The sequence below is a fragment of the Arenibacter sp. S6351L genome (genome assembly GCF_023016025.1).
In the GTDB taxonomy this organism is placed as follows: Bacteria; Bacteroidota; Bacteroidia; order Flavobacteriales; family Flavobacteriaceae; genus Arenibacter; species Arenibacter algicola_B.
Genome location: NZ_JALKBB010000011.1, coordinates 18,192 through 45,174, shown reverse-complemented (window position 1 = coordinate 45,174; position 26,983 = coordinate 18,192). Strand labels below are relative to the sequence as shown.

17 protein-coding genes are annotated in these 26,983 nt (G+C 40.1%); 8 read left to right on the top strand and 9 right to left on the bottom strand.

Annotation, left to right across the window (positions count from 1 at the left end; genetic code table 11):
• The first annotated feature begins 147 nt into the window (after positions 1 to 147).
• The 4 genes from MWU82_RS11025 (at position 148) to MWU82_RS11010 (ending at position 8,686) form a co-directional block, all read left to right on the top strand.
• Positions 148 to 4,254, top strand: a complete 4,107-nt coding sequence (locus tag MWU82_RS11025) for a two-component regulator propeller domain-containing protein (protein WP_247096417.1) — start codon at positions 148 to 150, stop codon at positions 4,252 to 4,254.
• Between the two features lie 31 nt (positions 4,255 to 4,285).
• Entirely contained in the window at positions 4,286 to 5,746 is a 1,461-nt protein-coding gene (locus MWU82_RS11020; protein WP_247096416.1) for a sulfatase, read from the top strand.
• A gap of 240 nt (positions 5,747 to 5,986) precedes the next feature.
• Complete coding sequence (locus MWU82_RS11015; RefSeq protein ID WP_247096415.1) at positions 5,987 to 6,451, top strand: (2Fe-2S)-binding protein; 465 nt, start codon at positions 5,987 to 5,989, stop codon at positions 6,449 to 6,451.
• Between the two features lie 12 nt (positions 6,452 to 6,463).
• On the top strand, positions 6,464 to 8,686 hold the full coding sequence (locus MWU82_RS11010) for a molybdopterin cofactor-binding domain-containing protein (RefSeq protein ID WP_247096414.1): 2,223 nt from the start codon (positions 6,464 to 6,466) through the stop codon (positions 8,684 to 8,686).
• 618 nt (positions 8,687 to 9,304) lie between these two features.
• Here MWU82_RS11010 and MWU82_RS11005 read toward each other — a convergent pair.
• The 6 genes from MWU82_RS11005 to MWU82_RS10980 all read right to left on the bottom strand — a co-directional run bounded on the left by MWU82_RS11005 (position 9,305) and on the right by MWU82_RS10980 (position 18,675).
• Positions 9,305 to 10,915, bottom strand: a complete 1,611-nt coding sequence (locus MWU82_RS11005; protein ID WP_247096413.1) for a sulfatase — start codon at positions 10,913 to 10,915, stop codon at positions 9,305 to 9,307.
• Positions 10,916 to 11,117: 202 nt separating this feature from the next.
• Positions 11,118 to 12,557 (bottom strand): TolC family protein, encoded by a 1,440-nt coding sequence (locus MWU82_RS11000; RefSeq protein ID WP_247096412.1) that lies wholly within the window; start codon positions 12,555 to 12,557, stop codon positions 11,118 to 11,120.
• 4 nt (positions 12,558 to 12,561) lie between these two features.
• The gene (locus tag MWU82_RS10995; protein ID WP_215949151.1) at positions 12,562 to 15,807 is read right to left on the bottom strand and encodes an efflux RND transporter permease subunit; all 3,246 of its coding nucleotides are present in this window, start codon (positions 15,805 to 15,807) and stop codon (positions 12,562 to 12,564) included.
• A gap of 128 nt (positions 15,808 to 15,935) precedes the next feature.
• Positions 15,936 to 17,018 carry an efflux RND transporter periplasmic adaptor subunit gene (locus tag MWU82_RS10990; protein ID WP_247096411.1) on the bottom strand — a complete coding sequence of 361 codons (1,083 nt, stop codon included), beginning with the start codon at positions 17,016 to 17,018 and terminating at the stop codon, positions 15,936 to 15,938.
• A gap of 154 nt (positions 17,019 to 17,172) precedes the next feature.
• On the bottom strand, positions 17,173 to 17,610 hold the full coding sequence (locus tag MWU82_RS10985; RefSeq protein WP_247096410.1) for a hypothetical protein: 438 nt from the start codon (positions 17,608 to 17,610) through the stop codon (positions 17,173 to 17,175).
• Positions 17,611 to 17,826: 216 nt separating this feature from the next.
• Positions 17,827 to 18,675, bottom strand: a complete 849-nt coding sequence (locus tag MWU82_RS10980) for a ThuA domain-containing protein (RefSeq protein WP_215949148.1) — start codon at positions 18,673 to 18,675, stop codon at positions 17,827 to 17,829.
• Positions 18,676 to 18,967: 292 nt separating this feature from the next.
• Between MWU82_RS10980 and MWU82_RS10975 the strand changes: the two genes are divergently transcribed.
• Entirely contained in the window at positions 18,968 to 20,845 is a 1,878-nt protein-coding gene (locus tag MWU82_RS10975; protein ID WP_247096409.1) for a sulfatase, read from the top strand.
• A gap of 63 nt (positions 20,846 to 20,908) precedes the next feature.
• On the opposite strand, the gene MWU82_RS10970 is transcribed toward MWU82_RS10975, so the two are convergent.
• Positions 20,909 to 22,267, bottom strand: a complete 1,359-nt coding sequence (locus MWU82_RS10970) for a hypothetical protein (RefSeq protein WP_247096408.1) — start codon at positions 22,265 to 22,267, stop codon at positions 20,909 to 20,911.
• 289 nt (positions 22,268 to 22,556) lie between these two features.
• On the opposite strand from MWU82_RS10970, the gene MWU82_RS10965 reads away from it, so the two are divergent.
• On the top strand, positions 22,557 to 23,483 hold the full coding sequence (locus MWU82_RS10965) for an NAD-dependent epimerase/dehydratase family protein (protein ID WP_247096407.1): 927 nt from the start codon (positions 22,557 to 22,559) through the stop codon (positions 23,481 to 23,483).
• Positions 23,484 to 23,650: 167 nt separating this feature from the next.
• Here MWU82_RS10965 and MWU82_RS10960 read toward each other — a convergent pair whose 3' ends face one another.
• On the bottom strand, positions 23,651 to 24,220 hold the full coding sequence (locus tag MWU82_RS10960) for a cytochrome c (RefSeq protein WP_247096406.1): 570 nt from the start codon (positions 24,218 to 24,220) through the stop codon (positions 23,651 to 23,653).
• A gap of 468 nt (positions 24,221 to 24,688) precedes the next feature.
• On the opposite strand from MWU82_RS10960, the gene MWU82_RS10955 reads away from it, so the two are divergent.
• Positions 24,689 to 25,126 (top strand): VOC family protein, encoded by a 438-nt coding sequence (locus tag MWU82_RS10955; RefSeq protein ID WP_247096405.1) that lies wholly within the window; start codon positions 24,689 to 24,691, stop codon positions 25,124 to 25,126.
• 73 nt (positions 25,127 to 25,199) lie between these two features.
• Here the strand turns inward: MWU82_RS10955 and MWU82_RS10950 are convergent, their stop codons facing one another.
• Entirely contained in the window at positions 25,200 to 25,481 is a 282-nt protein-coding gene (locus MWU82_RS10950; protein WP_247096404.1) for a pyrimidine/purine nucleoside phosphorylase, read from the bottom strand.
• A 343-nt stretch (positions 25,482 to 25,824) separates the two neighbouring features.
• Here MWU82_RS10950 and MWU82_RS10945 point away from each other — a divergent pair, with 343 nt between their 5' ends.
• On the top strand, positions 25,825 to 26,904 hold the full coding sequence (locus MWU82_RS10945; RefSeq protein ID WP_215949142.1) for a hypothetical protein: 1,080 nt from the start codon (positions 25,825 to 25,827) through the stop codon (positions 26,902 to 26,904).
• The last annotated feature ends 79 nt before the right edge of the window (positions 26,905 to 26,983 follow it).

The following is a 26,983-nucleotide window of genomic DNA, read 5'->3' as shown; positions in this document are numbered from 1 at the left end:
GCAACATATTTACCCTTAATATTTGACATTAGATCCCCTTATTTCGGAATAAGGACCCTTAATTTTAACATTTATTAACATTATTATGGTCTTATACAGACCTATTCATTAAAACCCCCGGCTAATATCTGGTAACAGCTCCAAGCTATGAAGTACATACCATTTTACTTTTTTGCATTATTAATTCACTTAAGCTGTTTGGCCCAAGGGAATATCACTAACCTTCAAAAACTAAATGTAGACGGTGTACCCTTTAACAAAAAGACCAACATAGTATTTGAGGATCACTTGGGTTTTCTTTGGCTTGGTACAGATAGTGGCCTATACAGATATGATGGCCATACTCTAATGGAAAATCAATTCGATGTTTTTGATGAACATTCGATTCCCAACAACACTATAAATTCTATAGTTGAAGACGATCTTGGAAACTTATGGATAGGAAGTGAAAGCTACTTAATTTTCTACGACAGACAAACAAACTGGTTCAAAGGCTATTACAAAAACAATACCTCAAAAGTTTTGGGAAAATCTTTGGACGGCACTATTTGGGCCAATTTGCGAAATACTGGAATCGTAAAAATAATTCCCAATGAAAAGGTCGAAAACATCCAATTTCAAACCGAATTTAATTACAAACAAAATAATAGCATTTGGGCCAACGATAAACAAATCAATCATTTTGCAGAAGACAAGTTTGGGCGCATTTGGCTGGCCACACCCAACGGCATAATTGCTTTAGGAAAGGATAATAAATTAATCGAGTCTGGATTTCTAAAAAATACCGAAACGCTCATCAATACAAAAAACAACACTTTTATTGCAAGTACCAAAGAAGGCCTTTTTCTCCTAGGTTATGGTAAGGCCGATAATAAATTAAAAATATTGGAAACCTATACCAATTTTCAAGGTAACACACCCCTTTTGCCCCAAATTACCACATTGGTCTTGGAAGAGACAACCTCAACACTATGGATCGGAACGCATTCCGGCTTAATAAAGGGAACCCTGAAAAATAATGAATATTCATTTGAAAATATAAATAATTCAAACAATCAGAACAGATCTTCCCAAAGTAGAATCAACTCCTTGACACTTGACAGGTATAACAACCTATGGATTGCCACCAACAAAGGTGTAAATAAATATATAGGAAGAACTTCCATTTTCGAATATACAGGTATAGATGAAAATTTGACCAATTTCTTCCCTCAATCAATAATAAAAGAAAACAGCCGAGAGCTTTTAATGACCATAAATCAAAAAGGGCTTTACCGGTTCAACAAGACACTAAACACCAATGAACTATTACTTCGAACCACTGAAAATTACACTGTTGTAAAAAAAGATTATGAAAACAAGGAACTTTTAATCGGGTTTGGCGGAGCACTTTTAAAATCCAACAACTACACCCTAACAAATCAAACTTTAGGAGTAGATACCCTGCAACAATTTTCAAAAGGCATTAAAGACATTATCCCCCTAAACAAAGATGAAATATGGGTCGGACTCTGGGGTGGTGGAATCAACATTGTACATTCCGGAAGCGACATTTCCAAATTTAAACAAAAGACCATTTCCCTATTAATGGGAAAGAACGTTTCTGTAATGCACTTGGACAGAAGGCAAAATTTATGGATCGGCACCAGGGGAGACGGACTTTTTAAGGTTGATCTGATTAATGAAGAATTAAAAACGTTCAATCCCACCATTAATGATAAAGATGGCCTTTCTTCCAATGCCATTCTAAGCCTACTGGAAACGGGCCAAGGAAACTTATGGATCGGAACAAGGGGCGGTGGATTAAATTTTTACAACGCCGAGGATGAAACCATAAATTCCTTTGGCAAAAAGGAAGGCTTAGTGTCATCTACCATTTCCAGTATTGAAATGGACATGTCCCAGAATTTATGGCTCAGTACACATAGGGGAATTTCCCGCTTCAATGTCCAAGAAAAAAAATTCGTGAATTTTGGGATTGAAGATGGTTTGGCCGAAAGTCATTTTATATTTAATTCCCATAGCAATGACGAAAACGGGACACTATATTTTGGTTGTCCAGGAGGATTTTACAGTGTTCGCACTAAAAATTATCAGAAATCCGATCTTTTACCCAATACTATAATTACCCAATTCAATATCCTTGGCAATGAATCTGCAGAATCCGCCTTGGAGAACCTTTCATTGCCCCTACAGACCATAGGGCCTTCCAAAAAACTGGAACTGCCCTTCAACAGCAATAACATTGCCATTGAATTTTCTTCCTTAGATTTAACCGCCCCAAATAAAAATGAATATACCTACAAGTTGGAAGGCATCAATGACTTCTGGCACCACACCAAAGCTTCGAACAGAAATGCCAATTATAATGACCTGCCCCCTGGCAAATATACCTTTAAGGTAAAAAGCTCCAATAGCGACGGGGTTTGGAATACTACGCCAGCAGAACTAAGTTTCGTGATTGCACCTCCCTATTGGAGAAGTAACTTAGCTTACTTCATTTACACTGTGCTTTTGGCTATTTGCATATACATCACCTTTTTACTAGTGCAAAGATGGTATACATTGAAGAAAAATTTAGTCACAGAGACCATAAGCCGAGAAAAAGACAATGAGATAAACCGTATGAAAATGGTATTTTTCACGGATATCTCCCATGAATTGCGTACACCCCTGGCCCTAATTCTTGGAACAATAGAAAAAGTGGTCAAAGAAAAGAATTTTACCTTAAGTCCACTTACCTCCCAACGCATCTACAACAACACCCTTAGAATGCATAGGCTGATCAATCAAATAATGGACATCAGAAAATTTGACGAAGGCAAACTCAAATTGAACATTTCAAAAAATGATATTGTAAAGGACATAGACATTATAAAAAATGCCTTTAACGATTTTGCCAGGATTTATGAAATAAAATACGATTTCAACTGCGAAAAAGAAGAAATTAGGGGTTGGTACGATGTAGACATTTTAGAAAAAATCCTTTTTAATCTTTTATCAAATGCATTTAAGTACACTCCTAAAAAAGGAGAAATACATGTTGCCCTTGAATTTGCCAACACCCATGATCTATTTTCTATGGTTAAGCTAAGGGGAAATGGCAAATACATTAAATGCAGTGTAAAGGATAACGGTATTGGAATCCCTAAAAAAGATCTTCCACATATATTTGACCGATACTATCAAGCCACTAAGGCCTATAGTAATCAAATCCCTGGTACCGGAATTGGAATGGAACTGGTCCAAAAACTTGTTGAAAGGCACCACGGAGCCATTAGGGTTGAAAGCGAAGAAGGCGTATTCACAGAGTTTACCTTTTTTCTCCCTATCAATAAAAATGCCTTCGATAAAAAAGAGAGAATTAATACGGGCAAGCCACTAACAAAAAGTTTTATTCATAATTCCGAATTTCAGGTTATCGAGGAGGTTTCCTCTGAATTTGAAGAGAAATCACAAGCCATAAAGTCAGATAAGCCCAAAATTCTACTGGTTGAGGATAATGATGACCTGAGGTTTATGGTCAAGGAAGAATTGAAGCATGATTTCCATGTACTTGAAGCTTCCAATGGCCAAGAGGGTTATAACGCCATAATTAAAGATAAACCCCAGCTGATTATTTGCGACATACTCATGCCCATAGAAGATGGCATGTCCATGCTTAAAAGGGTTAAAGAAAATAATGATGTGAATACTATTCCCATTTTTATGCTGACAGCAAAAAATTCTGAAGAAACAAAAATAGAATGTCTCAGTTTAGGGGCAGAGGACTATATTGAAAAACCATTTAGCTTAGAATTTGTGAAATGGAAAGTAAAAAACGCACTTATAACCCGAAAAGAACTCCAAGAAAAGTATAGCAAAATAATCACTACAGAACCTAAAGAAATTGAAGTGGATTCCCATGATGAAAAGTTTATTAAAAAGCTTGTTCAAATTATAGAAGATTCTATGGATGACAATTTACTGAGTGTAGAGTTCCTGGCCTCGGAAGTGGGGATGAGCAGGGCCAACCTATATAGAAAAGTACAATCCATTATGGACGATACACCAGTAAACTTCATTAAACAGATACGTTTAAAAAGGGCGGCACAATTGTTAAAGAAGAACAAGATGTACGTTTCAGAAGTAGCCTATATGTGCGGGTTCAGCAATCAAAAATACTTTAGTAAATGTTTTAGTAAGGAGTACGGCAAAAGTCCAACAGAGTATACAAAGCAGTTTTCAACCGAGAAGGTCGAAAAGGCATCTTAAATCAAATAAAATACCAATTAGCCATAAAAAAATGAATCCAATAAGACCATACCTCCCAGCCATTGTTTTGGCAATAATGTGCTCCATCCTATCCTGTAAATCCCCTAAAGAAAACCATCAAAACAAGGCACTTCCCAATATAGTTCTAATAAATGTAGATGATTTGGGATGGAAGGATTTAGGATTTATGGGTAGCGAGTATTATGAAACACCCAATTTGGATGCTTTGGCCAAAGAGGGTATGATATTTTACAATGCATACGCAGGTGCTGCCAATTGTGCACCCAGCCGTGCCTGCCTCCTATCCGGACTTAATACTCCGAGACATGGCGTTTATACGGTAAGCCCATCGGACAGAGGAAATTCAAAGACACGAAAACTTATCCCTATAAAAAACACGGACCACTTAAATGACACCATATACACGCTACCGCAAATGCTGAAGTCCGCCGGATATATCACCGGAAGTTTCGGGAAATGGCATGTAGGCAATGACCCAAAGGAAAAGGGGATAGATGTAAATGTTGGTGGAAGTGCTAAGGGCAATCCCGGAAAAGGGGGGTACTTTTCCCCTTATAAGATAGACCATATTACCAATGGACCTGATGGGGAATATTTAACAGACCGTATTACCAAAGAGGCCATCTCTTTTGTAGAAAAATATAGGGATACTACCTTTTTCCTCTACCTACCATTCTATACGGTACATACCCCAATAATGGGAAAAGAGAAACTGATTGAAAAATTTAAGGCCAAGAAAGGTTCCAATGGACAAAACAGACCGGATTATGCGGCCATGGTAGCCTCCATGGACGAAAACGTGGGCAAACTACTTTCCTCGTTAAAGGCAAACGGACTGGAAAAAAATACCTTAGTAATATTTACCTCGGACAATGGAGGAATTAGGGCCATATCCGAACAAAACCCCTTACGTGCCGGGAAGGGTTCTTACTATGAAGGAGGAATCCGAGTACCATTACTGATAAAATGGCCCGGAAAAATAAAACCTAATTCCAGCGCTACAGCCCGTGTAAGCAATATGGACTTTTACCCCACCCTACAAAATATCGCAAGTCCGGATAAAAAAGCTCCGCTACTGGACGGTATTGATCTTGAACCTATATTTTCGGGTAAATCCCAAGTTAAAAGAGACCTATTCTTTCATTTCCCCATCTACCTTCAGGAATATCAGGGCTTACAGGACGGTAGCCGCGACCCCTTGTTCCGTACCCGCCCAGGTTCCGTAATTATTTCGGGAGACTGGAAATTACATGAATATTTTGAAGACGGCCCATTGGAACTCTACAACTTAATATCGGATCCAAGTGAAGAAAATAATGTTGCCGAACAAAATCCTGATAAAACACAGGAACTCCTTGAGAAATTAATGGAGTGGCGCAAAGCAACCAATGCCTTGGTTCCCAGCCAAAAGAACAATGAATATGACGCTGCTTTTGAACAAAAAATGATCCAAGAAAAAAGTCTGCGATAAAGATTTTTATAAATAATGTAGTGCGGAATTCCGACTTATTAGTATTAAACAATAAATCATTGGTGGACCAACAATTTGGTTCATAAAGATGCTTCTAGATGCAAGCAAAGCCATTATTAAGATTGATTTCCAGAGGTTTGGCAAAAAAAATCGTAAATCCGATAATTCCTGCTTGCTAATATTGCCCGACCATTTGTAATAGAAAAGCATTTCATTATCTTAGAAGCTTAACTAGTTGCTATGCCCATCTACCACCTCAACATTAATGGTTCCAAAAGCAAGATCGAAACGGAAGCCGACACCCCGTTACTCTACGTATTAAGAGACTATCTGGAACTCAATGGTCCAAAATTTGGATGTGGGCTTGCCCAATGTGGGTCATGCAACATCCTCATAAATGGAACTGCCTCCACCAGTTGTATGCTTCCAATATCCGCTATTGGGGATGCTGAAATAACCACCTTGGAAGGGCTTGTATCTGATGAAGGCAAGCTACACGCCGTGCAGCAGGTATTTATAAATGAGCAGGCCACCCAATGCGGTTATTGCCTAAATGGCATGGTGATGACCACTATTAGCCTGTTGAATAAAAACCCTAGTCCGGATGATGTGGAAATCATAAATGCGCTCGAAGGCAACTTATGCCGTTGTGGTAGCCATACAAGGATAATCAAGGCAGTTAAAACCGCGGCCAAAAGCCTATAAACCCACCGCCCGATGACAGCAATACCCCTTCAATCCAGAAGAAAATTTCTCAAAGACTTGGGCTATATCAGCGTGGGCTTTACATTGTTGGGGTCCTGCTCAGGTGTGGAAGACCCCATAATGGCCGACCGAGTGGATTATGACGGAAAGCTTCCCGGAAGTATAGGTCGTGCCAAAACCGTGAACGCCTGGTTGGAAATTTTGGAAGATGGAAGTATTAGGGTTTTATCAGGAAAAGTAGAACTGGGCCAAGGTATCCGCATCGCCATCCAACAGGTGGCCGCAGAAGAATTGGATATGGATTTGGAGAAGGTGCAGGTTCATCTGGCAGAGACTGGCGTGACCCCAAATGAGGGATATACCGGTGCCAGTGCTTCCATTCAAAATAGCGCTATGTCCGTGCGGTATGCAGCGGCCACCGCAAGACAGGAATTACTGGGATTGGCAAGTAAAAAACTAAATACTCCCATTAGCGACCTGCTACTATTCAATGGCATTGTCAAGTCGAAACTAGGCAACAAATCCCTCACTTTTGCCGAAATCCTCGAAGGTGAACAAATAGACAGGGAAGTAAACATTCCGGTACCCATTAAAAATAAGACAGAACACCGCTATGTCGGAAAAGCCATACCTAGAACGGATATAGGTGAAATGGTTCGGGGACAGGCGGGCTATATTCAAAATCTGCGCTTTCCAGGTATGGTGCATGCCAGAGTATTAAGGCCACCCGGACATGATTCAAAATTGCTTACTCTTGATGAGACCGGCTTAAGGACAGAAGTAACTGGCCTTATTAAAACGGTAGTGAAAGGAAGTTTTGTCGGGGTAATTACCGACAGGGAGCATCAAGCAATAAAAGCGGAACAATACCTAAAGAACCACTCTGTATGGACTACTTCGGCACCCTTTCCCCAAATAGAAAATCTATTTACGCATATCAAAGAAATTGCCAACGATCCTGAAACTGTAAGGAATGAAGGTAATGTGGAGGCTGCCTTTAAAGGAGTGGAAACCATAAAAGCGAGATATACAAAACCCTATATTAAGCATGCTTCATTAGGCCCGGCATGTGGACTGGCTATGTTTGACGGGGAGGTATTACATATCTGGTCCCATAGTCAGGGGATATATCCAATGAGGGAAGCCTTGGCGAAAATGTTGTCTATGGAGACTGACAAAATTCATATTACCGCTGTTCCTGGGGCCGGTTGTTTTGGTCATAGCACGGCTGATGATGCTGCCGCGGATGCCGCACTTTTGGCTTTGGAGTACCCCAATACCCATGTTCGGGTGCAATGGTCCAGACATGATGAGCATTTATGGGACCCTTATGGTCCTGCTATGATTACAGAATTGGAAGCCAGCTTGGATGAAAACAATAGAATAAACTCCTGGAAGGCCGAGGTGTGGACGGACTCCCACAGTACGCGTCCCAATAAAGATGCCGGGACGGTATTGGCAGCCAGGTATTTGGAAAATCCGTTCACGATGAAGTCGAGAGGATATTTGGGAGGTGGCCATAGGAACGCCGATCCATTTTACAGTATTCCAAATATGACCGTGAATGCTCATTACTATGACGGACCGTTCCGAACCTCCTCTTTGCGCAGCCTTGGGTCCTTTACCAATATCTTTGCTGTAGAATCCTTTATGGACTCTTTGGCCGAAAAGGCCGGACAAGACCCTTTGGAATTCAGACTAAAACATTTGGAGGATGAAAGGGCCATAGCCGTTATCCAGAAGGTGAAAGAACTTACAGCTTCCCAAAATCTAGCCGATAATCAAGGTATTGGCTATGCCTTCATGAGGTACAAGAATACGGATGCCTATATTGCCGTGGCTGCCAAGGTTGCTGTTGATAAAAATAACGGCAAGATTGGACTTATTAAAATGTGGGCAGCGGTAGATGTAGGCGAAGTAATAAATATGGATGGGATTACGAATCAAATTGAAGGTGGATTGATCCAGGCGGCCAGTTGGACCCTAAAGGAGCAGGTGACTTTCAACACGAAAGAAATCACTAGCACAGACTATTTAAAATACCCCATTTTACGATTTTCGGAAATACCTGAAGTGGAGGTCGCCATTATCAATCGCCCTATAGAGGATGCCAAGGGTGTGGGAGAAGTCCCTATGCCTCCAACCCCTGCGGCAATTGCCAATGCCATCTATAAGGCTAGCAGAAAACGGGTGTATAATCTGCCGATTACACCAGAGAAGATTTTGAATGCATAAACCCAATATTCTAAGATCCCATACGGTCATATAAATTATAATAGAATAGGTCATTTAGACAGAGCGAAGTATGATCGACGAGAAATCCAAGTTTCAGCATATACAAATTACACTAGCGGCTTAAAAAAGTTACTTGAGTTTACATGGGAGGAACCCATTCATCTATAAAAATAAATTAAAGATGCCAAAATCAGAACCCCAGCTTGTGCGACTTCTCGTCATTTAAAAAAGGGACTCTGTCGAAGTGACCACTGAAACGACAGGTGCCTGCCCTAATGGACAGAATGAGGAAACACTCGCGTTAGCATATTTGTGCCATTCTACCGAAAGGTTTGTGCTTCCTACCCCTTCCCACTTCTCCTTTGTCGAAGCGACCTTCCCCTAACTAGGGGAAGGAGTTATTGTTATCGGTGTTTTAGTCATCCATATAGACTTTTCAATTTAATTACCGCTAATAATACGCTGCTTCCCTTGGAAAAGCCTGTTTGCCGGTACTACAAATTTAAACTCCATGGTAGACCCTCCAACAATAGGTCCCCATTGGATAAAAATCCAACAAAAAAAAGCGGGCATAATACCCGCTTTTTTTTTGACACCTATTTATTATAATGAAATCCTTTAGTACTTCTTGGATTGTTCAATATACTTATCATCCAGTTCTTTGGAATCCTTATACTTTATCCTAAGTTGGGCCAGTTTTTCCTTCAGTTCGTTCACAATCTCTGCATAAGCCGGGTCATCATAAACATTGTTCAATTCCTTGGGATCTTTCTTGCGATCATATAATTCCCATTCGTCCACGTCATAATAGAAATGGGCAAGTTTGTATTCCTTGGTCACTATGCCATAGTGGCGTTTTACCATATGCACACTGGGATATTCATAATAGTGGTAATAAACAGCTTCGCGGTTCCATTCGGCCGATTTACCTTTTAACAATGGCATTAAACTTTCACCCTGCATATCCTCCGGCGCTGTGATTTGTGCCGCCTCCAAAAACGTCTGGGCAAAATCCAGATTCTGTACCATTTCTTCCTCGGTAGTTCCCGGTTTTATTTCATTGGGCCAACGGATCAACAATGGAGTTTTAAAGGACTCATCGTAAATAAAACGCTTGTCGAACCAACCATGCTCCCCTAAATAAAAACCTTGATCCGAGGTGTAGATTACTATGGTATTTTCGGCTAGGCCATTGTTATCCAAATAATCCAATACCCTTCCCACATTGTCGTCTACGGAGGAAATACTTCCCAAATAGTCCTGCATATACCTCTGGTATTTCCAAGTCATTTTTTCCTTATCTGTCATGGAAGGCCATTTTTCTCTAAAATCTTCATTAATAGCATCGATAATGGGCTTGTATTCTTGCTTTTGTGCTTCGTTGGCACGATTAAATTCGTTATAAATATTGGCTTGGGTATTTTGTACTACAGGTACTACATTGCCCATATCCTCTATGGTTTCTGGCCAAATCTTGCTATCATGGCTATACTCCATATGATATAAAAGATTCATTTCGGCAGTTTTGGCAGCAGTACCCCTGTTGGAGTAATCGTCAAATAAAGTTTCTGGTAGCGGAAAGGTTTTTTGGGTGTACTCCTTAAATTTATCCGCCCTTGGCCACCATGGTCTGTGCGGTGCCTTATGAAGATACATTAAAAAGAACGGCTTGTTGGGATCCCGTTTTTTATCCAACCATTCCAAACTCATGTCCGTAATAATATCCGTTACATAACCGGTAATAGTGGTATCTCCCTTTTGGGTGATAAAATCCGGGTTAATATAATGTCCCTGCCCAGGAAGGATCATAAATTCGTCCACGCCCTTGGGATTGTTCCCAAAATGTAGTTTCCCAAACATGGCTGTTTGGTAACCCGCCTTTTGAAAGATCTGCGGAAAGGTAACCTGAGTAGTATCGAAAGGATTGTGATTGTCTATTTTTCCATTAATGTGGGTATGTTTCCCGGTAAGAATGGTGGCTCGTGAAGGTGCGCAGATAGAATTGGTAACACTGGCATTTCTGAACAACATACCTTCTTTGGCCAAACGGTCTATATTTGGGGTTTGGATTAAATGATCGCTATAGGCACTAATAGCCTGATAGGCATGATCATCGGACATGATAAACAGGAAATTGGGTTTCTGTGGCTTCTTCCCCTCTTTCTCAGCGCAACTGTACACTGATATTAGACAAAGAGCAACAAGGGAAAATAATGGTAATACTTTCATATAATTGGATGGTTTTAATAAAGCTACTAATATAGGGAACAATAAATATATAAGGTTTATGGATAATCCTCAAATAAATTTGAGGCGCCCCTTCATTTTGGACTTAATCCAAAAGTCTTATCAGCCTTAAAATAGGAAAAGCCATTCTACACGAATGTAAAATGGCTTTCCTTCAAAATAATTGGCAACCCTTGGATAAGCTTTATCTATCCCAACCTCCTCCCAAGGACCTATACATACCTACCTTGGCCAACATTTGGTCCTTTTTGGTCTCTACAAGTTCCTCACTGGATTCGAGGGCATCCCGCTGGGTCAAAAGTACCTCCATATAGTCTGCCCTGGCCGACTGAAAAAGTCTTATAGAGATATCTATGGACTCATTTAGTGCTTGTACCTGTCCCACCTTTAATTCGTAACTCTTGTTTAGATTATCAATATTTGACAATTGATTTGCTACCTCGATATACGCATTTAAAATAGCCTTTTCATACTCATACACTGCCTGTATTTGCCTAGCGTTGGCATTGCCATAAGCTGCCTTAATTGCATTTCTATTGATTAACGGGGCCACTACATCCCCCACTACGTTATACAACAAAGATTGTGGTGTACTAGTTAGAAATTTCGGTTTAAAGGCCTCCAATCCAACACCTGCCTTTATCCCTAGGGAAGGGTAGAAATTGGCCTTGGCCACTTTAACATCCAACTTGGCCGCAGCCAGTTCATATTCTGCCTGCCTTATATCCGGTCGGTTCTGCAACAATTGGGATGGTATGCCAGGATTAACGGCAGCAATCTCTTTATCTATAAAACCTTCGGAATTCCTCAAAATAGGCTGTGGCGACCTACCGATTAAAAAATTAATCTTATTCTCAGTTTCTACGATCTGCTGTTGTATGCCGTATTTTTGACTTTGATTCTTTAGCACCTCTGCCTCAAACCTTCGAACGGCCAGCTCCGTTGCCCTCGCCGCTGTTTTCTGAAGCTTCACCATGGCAAGGGCATTTGTTTGAATGGCCAAGTTTTCTTCAATAATTGCCAACTGACTATCCAAAGCCACTAGCTCGTAATAGGAAGCGGCTACCTCGGAAACCAGATTGGTCACCATAAAATTCTTGCCCTCAATAGAGGAGAGATATTCGAAAACAGCAGCCTTTTTGGAATTTCGCAGCTTTTTCCAAACATCCACCTCCCAAGAAGCATAAGCTCCTACCATAAAATTGGATAGAGGTTCCGGGAACTCCTCCCCCTCTCGAATTTCAAGATGCTCCTCCACTGCACCATTTCTGGTATAAGCACCCACTTTTTCCACTTCAGCTCCGGCCTGAATATTGACAGAGGGCAGATATTCGCCTTTTCTGGTCCTGATCTCATTATTGGCCATCTCCACCTGTTGAAGTATAATATTCAGTTCCTGATTCCTTACCAAGGCCGTATCTATCAACGCACTTAGCTGGGGATCTGAAAAAAATTCCTTCCAGTGGATACTAGCACTGTTCAAACTGTCTTCCAATTGATTTTGGTACCGATCTGGCACCTCTGAGTTTTCTTCCAACAGCGTTTTTGAAGGAACACAGGAATATACGGCTACAACAGCAATTAAAGCCAACCCATACACCCTGATCCTTTTAATGGTTAACATTCTCTTATTTTTCATCATCTTTTCCTTTGGTTAGTTTTTTCAAAAGTTTTGTAATCTCCCTCAGTTTGGCCCTAGTCCTACTTTCTCCCTCACTGGTACGCATTAATTCTTCGGAAAAAGGTTCACTGGCCTCATCTTTGATCAGATTCCTTCCTTCTGCCATACTGCCAAAAATGTAATAAAGTCCTGGTATAACCAACACCCCGAATAGTGTACCTATGAGCATTCCGCCCAAGGCCGACCCACCGATGGTCCTGTTTCCAATGGCTCCAGCTCCGGTAGCCACGACCAGGGGAATCAAACCAGCGATAAACGCGAATGAAGTCATTAAAATAGGTCTGAAACGGGCACGGGAACCTTCTATGGCCGCTTCAAGAATTGTGGCGCCCTGCCTATGTTTTTGAACGGCGAACTCCACAATAAGTACCGCGTTCTTGCCCAATAGTCCAACCAGCATAATCACCCCTATCTGGGCATAAACATCATTGGCCAAGCCCATCATTTTCAATAACGCAAAAGAACCGAAAACACCAACGGGCAACGAAAGAATAACGGCAAAAGGCAATAAAAAGCTCTCATATTGTGCCGCCAGTACGAAATACACAAATATCAATACAATGATAAAAATATAAAGGGATTCGTTTCCTCTTTTGGCCTCATCGAACGAAAGCCCTTCCCAAGCAATATCGTAGCCTCTGGGCAGGGTTTGGGCGGCCACCTCTTTAATAGCGTTGATAGCATCCCCAGTAGTGTACCCAGGTGCAGGAAGCCCATTTATCGTGGCCGAATTATACAAATTGTAGCGGGTAATCTCATTGGGGCCCAAACGCTTTTCCATAGTCATAAAGGCAGAATACGGCACCATTTCCCCTTCTTCATTTTTTACGAACAATTTTTCCAAATCCGATGGAAGTGCCCTATACTCAGGGGCCGACTGGGTGTAGACCTTAAAGAACCTTCCGAACAGTATAAAGCCCTGTTCATAAGTACTTCCGATCAAAATATTCAGGTTTTCCATAGCCTTACCTATAGAAACCCCTTTTTGCATGGCAATCTTATTATTGATTTTAAGTTCGTATTGGGGATAGTTGGCCGAGAAAAAAGAGAATAATCCTGTTAATTCTTCCCTTTTGGCCAAAGCGTCCATAAAATCATCGTTTATCTTTCCAAAACCATGATAATCCGTAGAGTTGGTCTTATCCAACAAACGCATGGAAAATCCGCCCGAAGAACCAAAACCAGGCACCGCCGGCGGCTCAAAATATTCTATCCTAGCCCCCAGATTTTGGGTTTCCTCTTCCAATTCCTCCATAATCTCATGTACGGAATGATGACGCTCGGACCATGGTTTCAAATTGATCAAACAAGTTCCGGCGTTGGACCCACGCCCTTCGGTCATAATCTCATAACCGGCCAATGAGGAAACAGATTCAACCCCATCCATTTCTTCACAGATCTGCTGTAATTTTCGGGCAACATCATTGGTCCTTTCCAAAGTAGCTCCTGGTGGCGTCTGTATAATGGCATATATCATCCCTTGATCCTCATTGGGAATAAATCCTGCCGGAAGCGATTCGTTCGTAAAAAATATCCCCGCGCAAAAAGCTAATAGGATACCAAAGGTGACGATCCTTCTGGTTACGATTTTATCCAATAGTTTTACATAGGTTCCCGTAAGGCGTTCAAAACCCTTATTGAACCAGGCAATAAACTTATCCACGGGCGATTTCCTTTTGGGCTTCCCATGATTGTTCTTTAGCATTATAGCACATAATACCGGGGTAAGGGTAAGGGCTACAACGGCTGATATTACGATGGACCCGGCCATGGTAATCGAAAACTGTCGGTAAAACACCCCCACCGGACCGGTCATAAAGGAAATAGGAATAAATACGGATACCATCACCAAGGTAATGGCAATAATTGCCCCTCCAATCTCACTTAATACCTCTGTTGAGGCCTTATAGGGCGTTAGATTCTCCTCCTCCATTTTTACGTGTACCGCCTCCACCACAACGATGGCATTATCCACAACGATACCAATAGCAAGTACCAAGGCGAATAAAGTAATAAGGTTAATGGACAGCCCGAAGAGCTGCATTACGAAAAAAGCACCGATCAATGATACCGGCACCGCGATGATAGGGATCAGAGTAGAACGCCAATCGCCCAAGAAAAGGAAAACAACTATGGCAACCAAAATAAAGGCATCACGAAGGGTATGTAGTACCTGTTCGATTGAGGCATCCAAAAAGTTGGCAACGTCATAGCTGATCTTATAATCCAATCCGGGAGGAAGGTCTTCTTTAAGCTCCAGTAATTTTGATTTAACCTCGTCAATAACATCCTTACCGTTACTGCCCAAAGTCTGTTTTAAGATAATGGATGCTGATGGGCGACCATCCAAATTGGAATAAATATCGAAGAACTCGCTTCCAAGTTCTACATCGGCCAAATCGCCCAAGGTAATGGTCTCTCCCTCCGCATTGGCGCGAACTATAATATCCTTGTACTGTTCCGGTTGATTGTAACGCCCTACGTAGGTAAGCACATATTCCAAAGACTGGGATTTAATTCCGGAACTTTGCCCGATCCTCCCTGGTCTGGCTATTATACTCTGGTCCTGCATGGCCTCCATGATTTCTTCGGCAGATACATTGTAGGCACGCATACGATCCGGTTTTAACCACACCCGCATGGCGTACTTTCTACTACCCAATATCTGCGCACTGGCAATACCGTTGATACGTTGTATTTCGGGTATTATTTTGGTATAGGCATAATTGTATAGAAACTTCTCATCGTTATGCTCGTCTTCGGCAAACAGGTTTACGTACATCAACATACTGGGTTGTACGGGAGTTATAATTACTCCTTCCTTTTGCACCAATTCCGGTAGGTTCGGCATTACCTGATCTACCCTTGTCTTTACCATTACTACTGCCGTATTGGGATCCGTTCCCGGCTCAAAAATAACACGCAGGGTGCCTTCACCGGCACTGGTGGCATCGGACGCCAGATAGCGCATTCCCTGAACACCGTTAATGGCAGTTTCCAAAGGTATTAGCGTGGAATTCACCAATACATCTGCGCTTGCACCTGGGTACGCTATAAATATGTTAACGGTAGTAGGTGCAATTTCGGGGAATTGCGAAATGGGTAATTGTTTAATGGCCAAAAGGCCAGTAAAAACGATCATGACTGATATGACTATGGCCAATACCGGTCTTTTTATAAATTTTTTGAACATCTTTTGTGAAATTAGGTTAGGTATAAAATTTAATTGCCCATGGAATTTTAATTGTCCTCCTTACCTCTAGAAGGGGAAAACAATCCATGCTTTGAGCAATTAATTTTTAAATTTCCTATAAGTTTTACTTACTCGGCGTAAAGAGACAAGTTGTTTATAACCGATTTAGGCTCAATAAATTCGGTTTCGATATGATCCCCGTCCTTTACCATACGAATGCCGTCCAGTATTATTCTATCTTTCTCGGAAAGTCCCTTTTCTATGATAAAAAGATTAGGTAGTTCCCCGGCAATAGCTATTTCTTTCTGTCGAATAACATCCTTGTCATCAACTACAAAAACATATTTTTTATCCAAAACCTCAAAGGTGGCTTTTTGTGGAATGATGAGGGCGTTCGTATAGGGCACCTGCATAATTATGCTACCTGTTTCCCCATGTCTCAATATGCGATCGGGGTTGTCAAAAGTTGCCCTAAAAGCAATGTTACCGGTCTCATGGCTAAATTCTCCTTCAATGGTTTCAACAACACCTGTCTGATTAAAGCGCTTATTGTTGGCCATCAAAAGACCTACCTCTTGCTTACTGTTTCTATCAACATTAGTAATATAGTCCAGATACTCCGCCTCAGGAACATTGAAATAGACCCACATTTTACTGTTGTCGGACAAGGTGGTCAACAATTCCCCTTCATCCAAAAGACTACCTTCCCTAACATGAAGGTGGTCCATAATACCATCAAACGGAGCCTTGATATTAGTAAACCCAAGATGGGTCTCGGCAAGCATCACTTCCGCCTTGGCCTTTTCAAAATTAGCCTTTGCCATGGCCAGCTCATTTGCAGAAACCACATTGCCATCGGCCAATAATTTAGTGTTATCATATTCTATTTCGGCCACCCTTGCTTCTGCCGTGGCTTTTTGAAATTCCGCCTCATAAACATTTGGCATAATGTGGAACATTTGTTGGCCTTTTTTTACGGATTGACCTTCATCCACCGAGATTTCTTGTAAGTAGCCCTTTTCCAAAGCACGGACCTCAATATTTCTAATGCTATGTATTTGGCAGACATAGTCTTTAACAACCGCGGTATCTTTCTTTATTGGACTGGTCACGAGATATTTGGTTTCCTCTCGTTTTTCATGTTTTTCGGAATTACAGCTTAATTGGCTCAATAGTATACACACGCCAATAATCATGGGGGACTTCCTCATAATTTTAATTTATTTAAATGAATAATTGGTTTTTAGCAAATAAAATGCTTGGCAAGTCCATTTATAATAGCATAGGACTTACTCATTTTTGATTGAAAACAGTATTAAAAAAGGGGGAACAGGCCTTAATGAAATAAGGTCCTGTCTAGATTTCCTAAATTCTGAAAACTTGAAATCTAATATACCGCTTATATGGAGTGGAAAAAGCGTGGGCATTAATGTAAGCGGAGTCATTTTCAAGATCGGAAGACAGAGTCTCCAACATTTGGGCGTGTAAAATACCAGTTGCCAGTCCGCTATAATTCAAATCTGTTCCAGAAGAAAAAACAATTTCATCGCTCTCCTCTTCCTCCTCCTCGATATCCGCAACTTCCGCCACGAGTGGTTTTTGAACTTCAAATACAGAAGTATCCGCAAAAACAATAGGGGCTAATTCTTCCTCAACCTCGCAAGGAGAGCTTTCAGAAGCTGCTAAATTTAAAATTGAAAAGAAAGGGTCTACTTCAAGATTTGAATGGGCATAAATAGTGTTGAATCCATTTATTAAAAGGATACAGAGAAGAAGTATATATTTTTTTAATGCCCGATTCATACGGGAATCAAAACTAGACCTTGAATTTTATACCCACAAATAGTAGTTGTTAAAATTAGTTAAAATTAAAACGAGATATATTATTTTTATGAAAAACGAAGGTCTTTCATCCTGAAAATCAATTAATAATAATTTCGGATTCCAACTTTTGACAATTAAGCATAATAATCTAAGGCAAGTCATCTTTTCCAATCCAATAATGCATAATCCGTTTTGTCACTCTTTTTTAACTACCCATTTTATTCCTTCTAGAAGATGCTGTCGTCCAAAATCCGTATTCAATGAGCGAATGTCATGACCCAATTCTGTATAGAAGAATCTTCCTCCGCCCCAAACCCTGGTCCAAGCTATAGGATGATCCTTTCCCATTCCTACGCCTCCTCTAGTCTTGAAATACTCTCTAACCGGTTCGTATGTTGATTCGTCTACCCTTAGTAAAACCTGTACGCCAGGCAGACCTGTAACAGACTTGGTGTGGTTGGTCCAATCTGCTTCGTACCAAAACTCTTTACCCATTCCCTTAACCGCAGGATGATCCATAGCTTTTGGATCAACCAACACTTTGGCTTTTAGAAATTCAGAATCACTATTGAAATCACAGCCTCCCAATTCCATTATCCAAGGCCAGTTTTCCTGATGCACCAACAATGCATGTAAACCAACAATAGCTCCCCCTGCTTTATACCATTCCTCTATGGCAGTGCGTTGCTCTTCATTAAAAACTTTATCAAGAACATTTGCATTGTTGAACAGCAATACATCATAGTAGCCCAGTTTTTCCTTGGATATATCACTTCCAGTTTCACTTACATCTATTTGCATATTGTGTTCGGCACCTAGCCGCACAATCCACCCGTTTACGATGGGAATGTCCGGATGGCGGAACCAACCTGTACCGGAAAAGAGTAAAACCTTCAATGTAGTTCCGTCTCCCATCGCATTGCGCTCATGCATTTTCTTTTGATGGTCAACATCAAGGTGCTCCTGAGAAATTAACTGAAAGGTGGATAAAAACAATAACGATAAAAAGATAGCTGAAACAATTTGGGTTCTTTTGCTTTTCATAATTGGCAATTATTATTCTTTCGAATTAAGAATACTTTACATCTGTTTCAATAAAAATAAGGGTTTTGCGGGTATAATTAAGAGTCAATATCTTCTTGACGTGAGTTTTACCAAAAAATTAGGCTTATTTACCATAGTGAACGCAGAAAATTCAATGCGTAAAAGTAGGTTATACAAGGCTCGTAAACGTACCCAAAAAACAACACGGAAATAGAAGATTTGCTATCTTGGGGACTTTAACAACAATCATGTGCCAAAAATAGCCTGCCATAAATTCAAACCGTATACTCGAATGTTTAAAAATAACCATAGCATAATATTCAATACTTGCGCAATTCTTCTGTGCGCCATCACTATTATTAGTTGCCAAACAAAACCGAAGGAGGAGCTGCCCCCAAATATTGTATGGATTACCTCCGAGGACAATTCAAAGCACTACCAAAAGCTTTTTGATGACAATGGAATTCCTACCCCGAATATTGAATCGCTGGCCAAGGAAGGTTTGATCTTTAACCGGGCATTTTCCAATGCCCCGGTCTGCAGTGTTGCACGTTCGGCAATAATATCTGGTTGCTACGGACCTCGTATCGGGACCCAATTTCATAGAAAGATGGCCGTTGTTCCCATGCCCGATTCACTCAAAATGTTTCCTTCTTATTTAAGACAGGCTGGTTATTATACCACCAACAATAGCAAGGAAGATTATAATATAATTAAAAGTGATGGTGTTTGGGACGAATCTTCAAAAAAGGCCAGCTGGAAAAACAGGGCTGAAAATCAGCCATTTTTTCATGTTTTTAATATTGGGGTTTCCCATGAATCCAGCATGCACTTCACTGCTCAGGGCATGGATACTATTGCTACTGAAACAGATATAAATTCCTTTAAAATTCAACACAATCATCCCGACACAGACTTATTTAAATACACCAATGCACTATACCGTGATAAAATCAGGGAGATGGACCGCCAGGTCGGGAAAATTATCAAGGAACTAAAAGAGGATGGTCGCCTGGATGACACCTTCATTTTTTACTTCGGAGATCATGGGGGCGTATTGCCCGGAAGCAAGGGATATCTTTATGAAACCGGATTACATGTGCCTATGGTGGTCCATGTTCCCAAAAATTATAGACATCTGGTAAAAAGCCAGATAGGTAGCACCATAAATGGTTTTGTGAGTTTTATAGATTTGGCTCCAACCGTTTTAAATCTTGCTGGTATTAGTATTCCCAAAGAAATAGATGGAACCGCCTTTTTAGGCAAGGATATAGAGAGTGAGGAATTGAACTCCCGTAATGAGACTTATAGTTATGCCGATAGATTTGATGAAAAATATGATATGGTTCGGGCTGTGCGAAAAGGGAAGTATAAATACATAAGGAGCTATCAGCCATTTAATTATGACGGATTAATGAACAACTATCGATACAAGCAATTGGCCTATCAGGAATGGCAGTCCTTGTACAACGATGGAAAACTCAACGAGCTACAATCGGCCTTTTTTGAAGCACGCTCTCCCGAAATGCTATTTGATATTGATACAGACCCTTATGAAACAAAAAATCTGGCAGATGACCCAGCGTATGCAACTACGCTTATTACAATGCGAGAAAAACTCGCTTCCTGGGTAAAAGAAATGCCAGACCTTTCCTTTTATCCGGAACATTACCTCATCGAGAAAGCGTTTGGAAACCCTGTAGAATTTGGAAAAAAACACAAGGAAGAAATTCAAAAATATACTGAGATTGCCGATTTAAACTTGTTGAATTTTGATGATGCCAAGAATTCCCTTACCACCGCCCTAAAGTCATCCGATCCATGGGACAGATATTGGGCAATTATTGCTTGTAGCACGTTTGGGCCACAAGCCATTGGAATGGAGTCTCGAATAAGGGAAATGGCCTCTACAGACCCTGAGTTAATAAATAGGATACGTGCAGCCGAATTTCTAGGTATTGTTAAGAAATTGGACCCTTCAAAGGTGATGACAAATTCCTTATATGAGTCGGACAAACCAAGTGAGGCGCTTTTGATTTTAAATTCGATCGTACTAATGAATTCGGGCAAATACAACTATAAATTTAATATTCAATTGGATAAAATAGCCAAAACGGTTGCTGAAGATTCAGAAGTACAGCTGAGATTGAAATACCTGAATATTCTATAGAAAAGTCCAATATCAATATACAATCTTGCAAATCAGGGACTGAAGAAAATAATTTAGTTTTCATCAAGGTTTTTCAATTGCCCTAAACGCAGCCAAGGGGCAACTTACTGTGGTCATATACAAGGGGTTTTGTTTGTGTCCGGAAGGATGAAAACATTCATAGGGAGCTCCGTATTCCAACCCTTTTCTAAAGTCGTTTTCACGCAAATCATCTATGAATTCTTTGGCCAATTTCTGCGCAAGTTTAAAATTAGTTTTAGCTATGGCATAGCATACCCATCCTGTAGGCGTTCCCCAATAGGCCCCGTTCTGATAGGTGTTTTTCTTTGCCAGCGAAAATTCCCAAGCGGTGGAATCGCTAAAGTCATCCGTTGTTAATATATGCCTAATGTTGCCTTTGTAGGATAAATAGCCATTTTCATAGGTTTGGGACAAAAAACTACTTGTTTTTTCGGTTTCCTCATTACTCAAGATATTGTAATAGATTGCTAAGGCCGTAGACCAAACGTCCGCTTGACTTCCTTTGCCATTTGATGCTTTAAGCATTCCCCTGCTATCCATAAACAATAAAGGTATTGCCTCTTTTATCTTGGCTGCAATAAAACGGTATTTTTCCGCTTTTTCTTGGTTGTTTCGTTTTTTAAACAATTCGGAAAGCTCCAAGGCAGCCTTAAATTTTAATATGGACGGATAGCAAAGATCCCCTGTAATGGTCATAACATCCCTAAACCCAAAATCGATGCCCCTAAAATGGTCCGTGGTAGTAACGATATGATTATCCAATCTGGATGGTGGCACGTTAAAAGCTATTTCGAGCCGATCTATAAGCCTTAACCCGTTAATTTCCTTATCCAATATAGACAGATCCGTAGTTGTCCCCACATAATAATGGGCCATATGTACAAAGAAAAACTGATCCCCGTAAGGCGGGGTCATACCAAACACCGGAGTTCCCTGTTCCTCGAAACTATACGTTCCAGGAAAGTATATGGGCAGACTATCGTCCATCCGAATATGATCTGCTATGGCACCCAAAGGAATCATGGACCCATTTTTGGTAATCCACGTTCTATCGGCTTGGGTAGAAGCAGTCAACATTAACATATTTCTTTGTTCCTCCTTTGTAATAAATCCCGATTCCAAAGACATGGCATAATCGCGAATCCAAAAAGCAGGATAACTCCCCCTCCCCCCAGGTTTAACCAAAACTATTCTTGTATTGTTGTTACCCATTTGATCAGCAACCTTCTGTCCTGGATAAATACGGGAACTATCAATGATGGTTTCGGTTAGAGTTTCCAGAAATTTAAAATCCTCGTCACTTAAAACCGGGTTCTTTGGTGTAGATACAGATTGCCCAATACTAGATGCCGTAATGGCAATGGAAAATAAGGTTAATGTCGCTTTCTTCTTAAAATTCATTACGGGTTTCAAAATTAATATACTGCCCCCTTAAGATATAAAGGCACTTCTAAAATACGATTTTAAAATTGACAAAGTCGCAAACCTAAAAGACTGGTCTAAATCACTAATTATATGTCGATTAAAACTTAATACAGCTGTATAAGAATAGGGAAAAATGTTAATTTTAACTAAGCTATTTTGACGGTCAAAAAATATTAACTAGAAATTGCTGTAACTAATAAACAACTATAGCAACCAATAACAAAGGAAACATCTAAAATATCCCATAAATCAAAAAAAAACAGTTATGCAAACAATATTGGGCTCTGGTGGGGCAATTGGCATTGAACTGGCCAAGGCTTTAAAAGATTATACTACAGATATCAGGTTGGTTAGTAGAAATCCGCAAAAGGTAAATGATACGGACAAACTTTTTTCCGCTGATCTTTTGGATAGAACTAAGGTTTTTGAAGCAGTCCAAGGCTCGAGCATTGTGTATGTCACTGTGGGATTTCCGTATAACCTTAAAGTTTGGCAGCAGAACTGGCCAAAATTCATAAAATACGTAATCGATGCCTGTATAGAATATAAATGCAAATTGGTGTTTTTTGACAATATATACATGTACGACCTCAATTATTTAAATGGAATGAATGAGGAAACCCCCATTAATCCCCCAAGCAAGAAAGGTAAAATTCGTGCGGAAGTAGCGGCAATGATCATGGACAAAGTCAAAGAAGGACAACTTGAAGCTTTGATTGCCCGTTCTGCAGATTTTTATGGCCCAAATATTAAAAATTCGAGCATGTTGACAGAGATGGCATTTAAACCTTTAAGTAACGGGAAAAAAGCAAATTGGCTAGCCTCTTTAAATTTTAAACATTCCTTTACCTATACTCCTGACGCGGCAAAAGCTACCGCCTTGCTTGGCAATTCGGCCAAAGCGTTCAATCAGGTTTGGCATTTGCCAACAGCAAGTAACCCTTTTACCGGAAAGGAATGGATAGAGACCATTGCAAAAGAAATGGAGGTAAAACCAGGAATACAGGTTGCCAGCAGATTAATTGTAAAAATAATGGGCCTATTTATACCTATTATGAGGGAAATGCCCGAAATGATGTATCAGTATGACAGAGACTATGTCTTTAATTCGGATAAATTCGACAGTCATTTTAGTTTTAGGACCACTCCCTATTTAGAAGGAATTAAAGAAATTGTTAGTTCCGATTATTAAAAAGACCCCTAGGAGGTGTTCACCATTTTTAAACTTTTCGACAAGTTTTGGTAATGAAAAAATACAGTGCCATTCACTTAAATGCTTTGCTCCCTTTTTATTAACATTTGGAGAATGGCACCGTTGCAATACAAAATAATGTTTAAAAACAACTATTGAAGAATAACCTATATACTAGGCAAAATGGCCTGTGGCACTATATTCTTTACAGGCTTTATGCTCTTTAAATAGGCATATATTGCCTTTATGTCCTCATCTGGCAATTTGGAATATCCTTCCCAGGGCATTGGGGGCAATAGTGGCCTACTATTATCCAGCCCTTTATACTTCCCCTCTTTTATGGCCTTCACAAATTGCTCCTCGGACCAAAATCCAATTCCCGTAGCATCTGGGGTTAAATTACCGGCAAAGGAAGTGCCCCAAGGTCCAATTGCCGCGGTTCCGTTCATATTAAACAGCACGTAGCCCCCTACCGATTGGGAATCATATTCAGGTAAAATTTCATTGGAATCATGACCGGACAGCAATCTGTTGGGATCGGGCACAGGACCTCTTGGAGTCATAACTTTAGGGGAGTGACAATCGTTGCACCCCAAGGTAGCAACCAAAAACTCCCCTCGTTGAATCCGATCACCGGACTTAGGTAATTCTGCTTTTGCTATTTCCTTTTGTTTTGGTGAGCCGCATGCACTTAACATTAAGCTGGTGATGGCAAGCATAAAAAATGTTTTTTTCATAAACTTTTAATTTAGATTTTATTTTATGGATATAAGAACATTTAGTTTTTAATCCGATGCCCATAAAACCATGGAATGAGATTAAAATGTACTTGGCAAAGGAAGACAGAAAGTGCGTTGCCGACAATCACATAAGTATGTGAAATATTCGGGAGCCATTTTTAAAATATGACAAAGTATGTTAGGACAATGCTATCCTTAAGGCTACTGACCAGCAATGAAAAATATGTAAAAAAGGCCAAAACCCTTATTCTGGATCCAAGCCGCCACATAGGTACAACAATGCAAAAAGCCTGGATTTTCCTGGGATTATAGAATGTCCAAGAAGTAACTTTAATATAATTCCAGGAAAATCCATTCTTTTTACACGAGAAATATCTTTCAACCATTGACCACACCCTATTTTCAACCTTCAGAAGGGCTCCGATTAATTTGCTATCTTACCAAAGTAATCCACAAACAAAAGCCATGAACCAATCAACCACATTTCTCCAGGACAATTTTAACGGGCTGCAACACCTAGGTTTACCCGTCTCCAATTTGAAGGCTTCTATGGAATTCTATGAATCCCTCGGTTTTAAAAGGGTTATGTCCTCTCAAGTAGATGTTCCTACCGAGAATGACACCATTCTTGTGGCCATGATGGAGCAGAAAGGAGTAATTATTGAACTATATCAGGTTACCAAGAACGAAATGTTGGAACTAAAATCGAGGAAAGATGGTCATGTAGACCATATTGCTTTTGACGTGGGCGATGTTGACAAAGCCTTTAACGAACTTAAAGCTGCCGGATTTACCATGGTAGAAGAGAAACCAGTATTCCTCAATTTCTGGGAAAAAGGCTGTAAATATTTTGCCATACGCGGACTGGATGGTGAAAAATTGGAATTCAATCAAATTATGTAAAACTGTCCAACAAAGTCCATTATCCCTTTACCAAAGAAATAATTGCCAAAAATTCTAGACTCGAAATTTCGAACTATTCATATTGGCACAAATAGGAGGTTTGCCCTACAGACTTTACCTTAAAAGAAGTGTTGGCCCCTACTTTAAATGAGCTGCCGGCCTTAAATGATTTCCATTCGGATTCCCCGGGCAACAAAGCAATTAATTCCCCTTCCACCACTATCATGGTTTCCTTGGACGATGTTCCAAATTCATACTCACCTGGTTCCATTACCCCAATAGTCGATTTACCTGTAGCCGAGGTATACCCTAACGATTTTACCGTTCCATCAAAATATTCGTTGCTCGAAATCATAAATTTTCTTTTATCAAATAGCTGACAAATATAAAGAAAGGAAGTTCAGAATAGCCATATCCGCTATATTTTTAAACCCGCCAAACTACTGTTTTAGCCTAAATAATTTCGCTCCTTAAAAATACTGCCCTTAATTAGAACAATATTATTGGCCGTACATTACAAAGACCATTTTTTAAGTTGTTGGAATAAAAATTAATGTTGACCAATTGGTTATTAAAGTGTGTACAGCTTACAAAAAGCAGGCCCATAAAATTTAAAGGCCTCCATAACAAAACAAAAATTCCCTACATTTAAACAAGCAATTCTATAGAATAAAGTATTGAGCTAAAGAATAATAAGAATGAAATACACCTTAACTATTGCACTTCTACTAACTACAATCTGTCTATGCTCCTATACCTACAAACCAAAAACAACTTCTGTAAGTATCCAAGGTGAGCAGTTCTACATCAATGATCAAATAACCTATAAACAAAGATATTGGAAAGGCAATAAAATTGAAGGTTTGCTTTTTAATTCACGAATGGTCCAAGGAATATTTGATGATCTTAATAGCGACACCCGGGATAATTTTAAATATCCGGATTCGGACAAATGGGACGCCGAGAGGAACACTTCAGAATTCGTAAATGCCATGGAGGATTGGAAGGCCCATGGATTGTTATCTTTTACCCTTAACCTACAAGGCGGAAGTCCATTGGGCTATGGCAATCATGGATGGATCAACTCTACATTTGACAGTTTGGGCAACCTAAGAGAGGATTACTTAAATAGACTTGAAAAAATATTGGATAAATCCAATGAACTGGGCATGGTAGTTATACTTGGCTATTTTTATTTTGGTCAGGATGAACAATTAAAAGATGAACAGGCTGTATTAAATGCCGTTGATAATATGACCAATTGGATTCTAGAGAAAAACTATAAAAACATACTGATAGAGATAAACAACGAATGTGATATTAAATATGACCACCCCATTTTGCAGCCACAGCGCGTAACGGAACTAATTAAGAGAGTTCAAGAAATAAGTGGCCATAAACTTTTAGTAAGTACCAGTTATTCAGGAAATAAAATTCCCTCTTCCGAGGTCATTGCTTCCTCAGATTTTGTGTTGTTGCATGGGAACGGTGTAAAAGATCCAAAAAGAATAAGGGAGATGGTAACTTTGGTTAGACAGTCCGAAAGTTATTCTCCAAAGCCTATTCTATTCAATGAGGACGATCATTTTGATTTTGACAAGGAGTCCTATAATTTTCTCTCTGCCACAGAATCGTACGCTTCATGGGGTTACTTCGATTTTAGAATGAAAGGGGAAGATTATACCTCTGGTTTTCAGAGTGTCCCTGTAGACTGGACTATTAGTTCTGATCGAAAGAAGGCTTTTTTCAACAAACTAAAAGAAATTACAGGATATTAGGGAGTGATAATTGCCGAAATAAGAATGAAGCCAAAATTATCCCTCTTACTCCCTTCCCTACCATAGAATATAACAGATG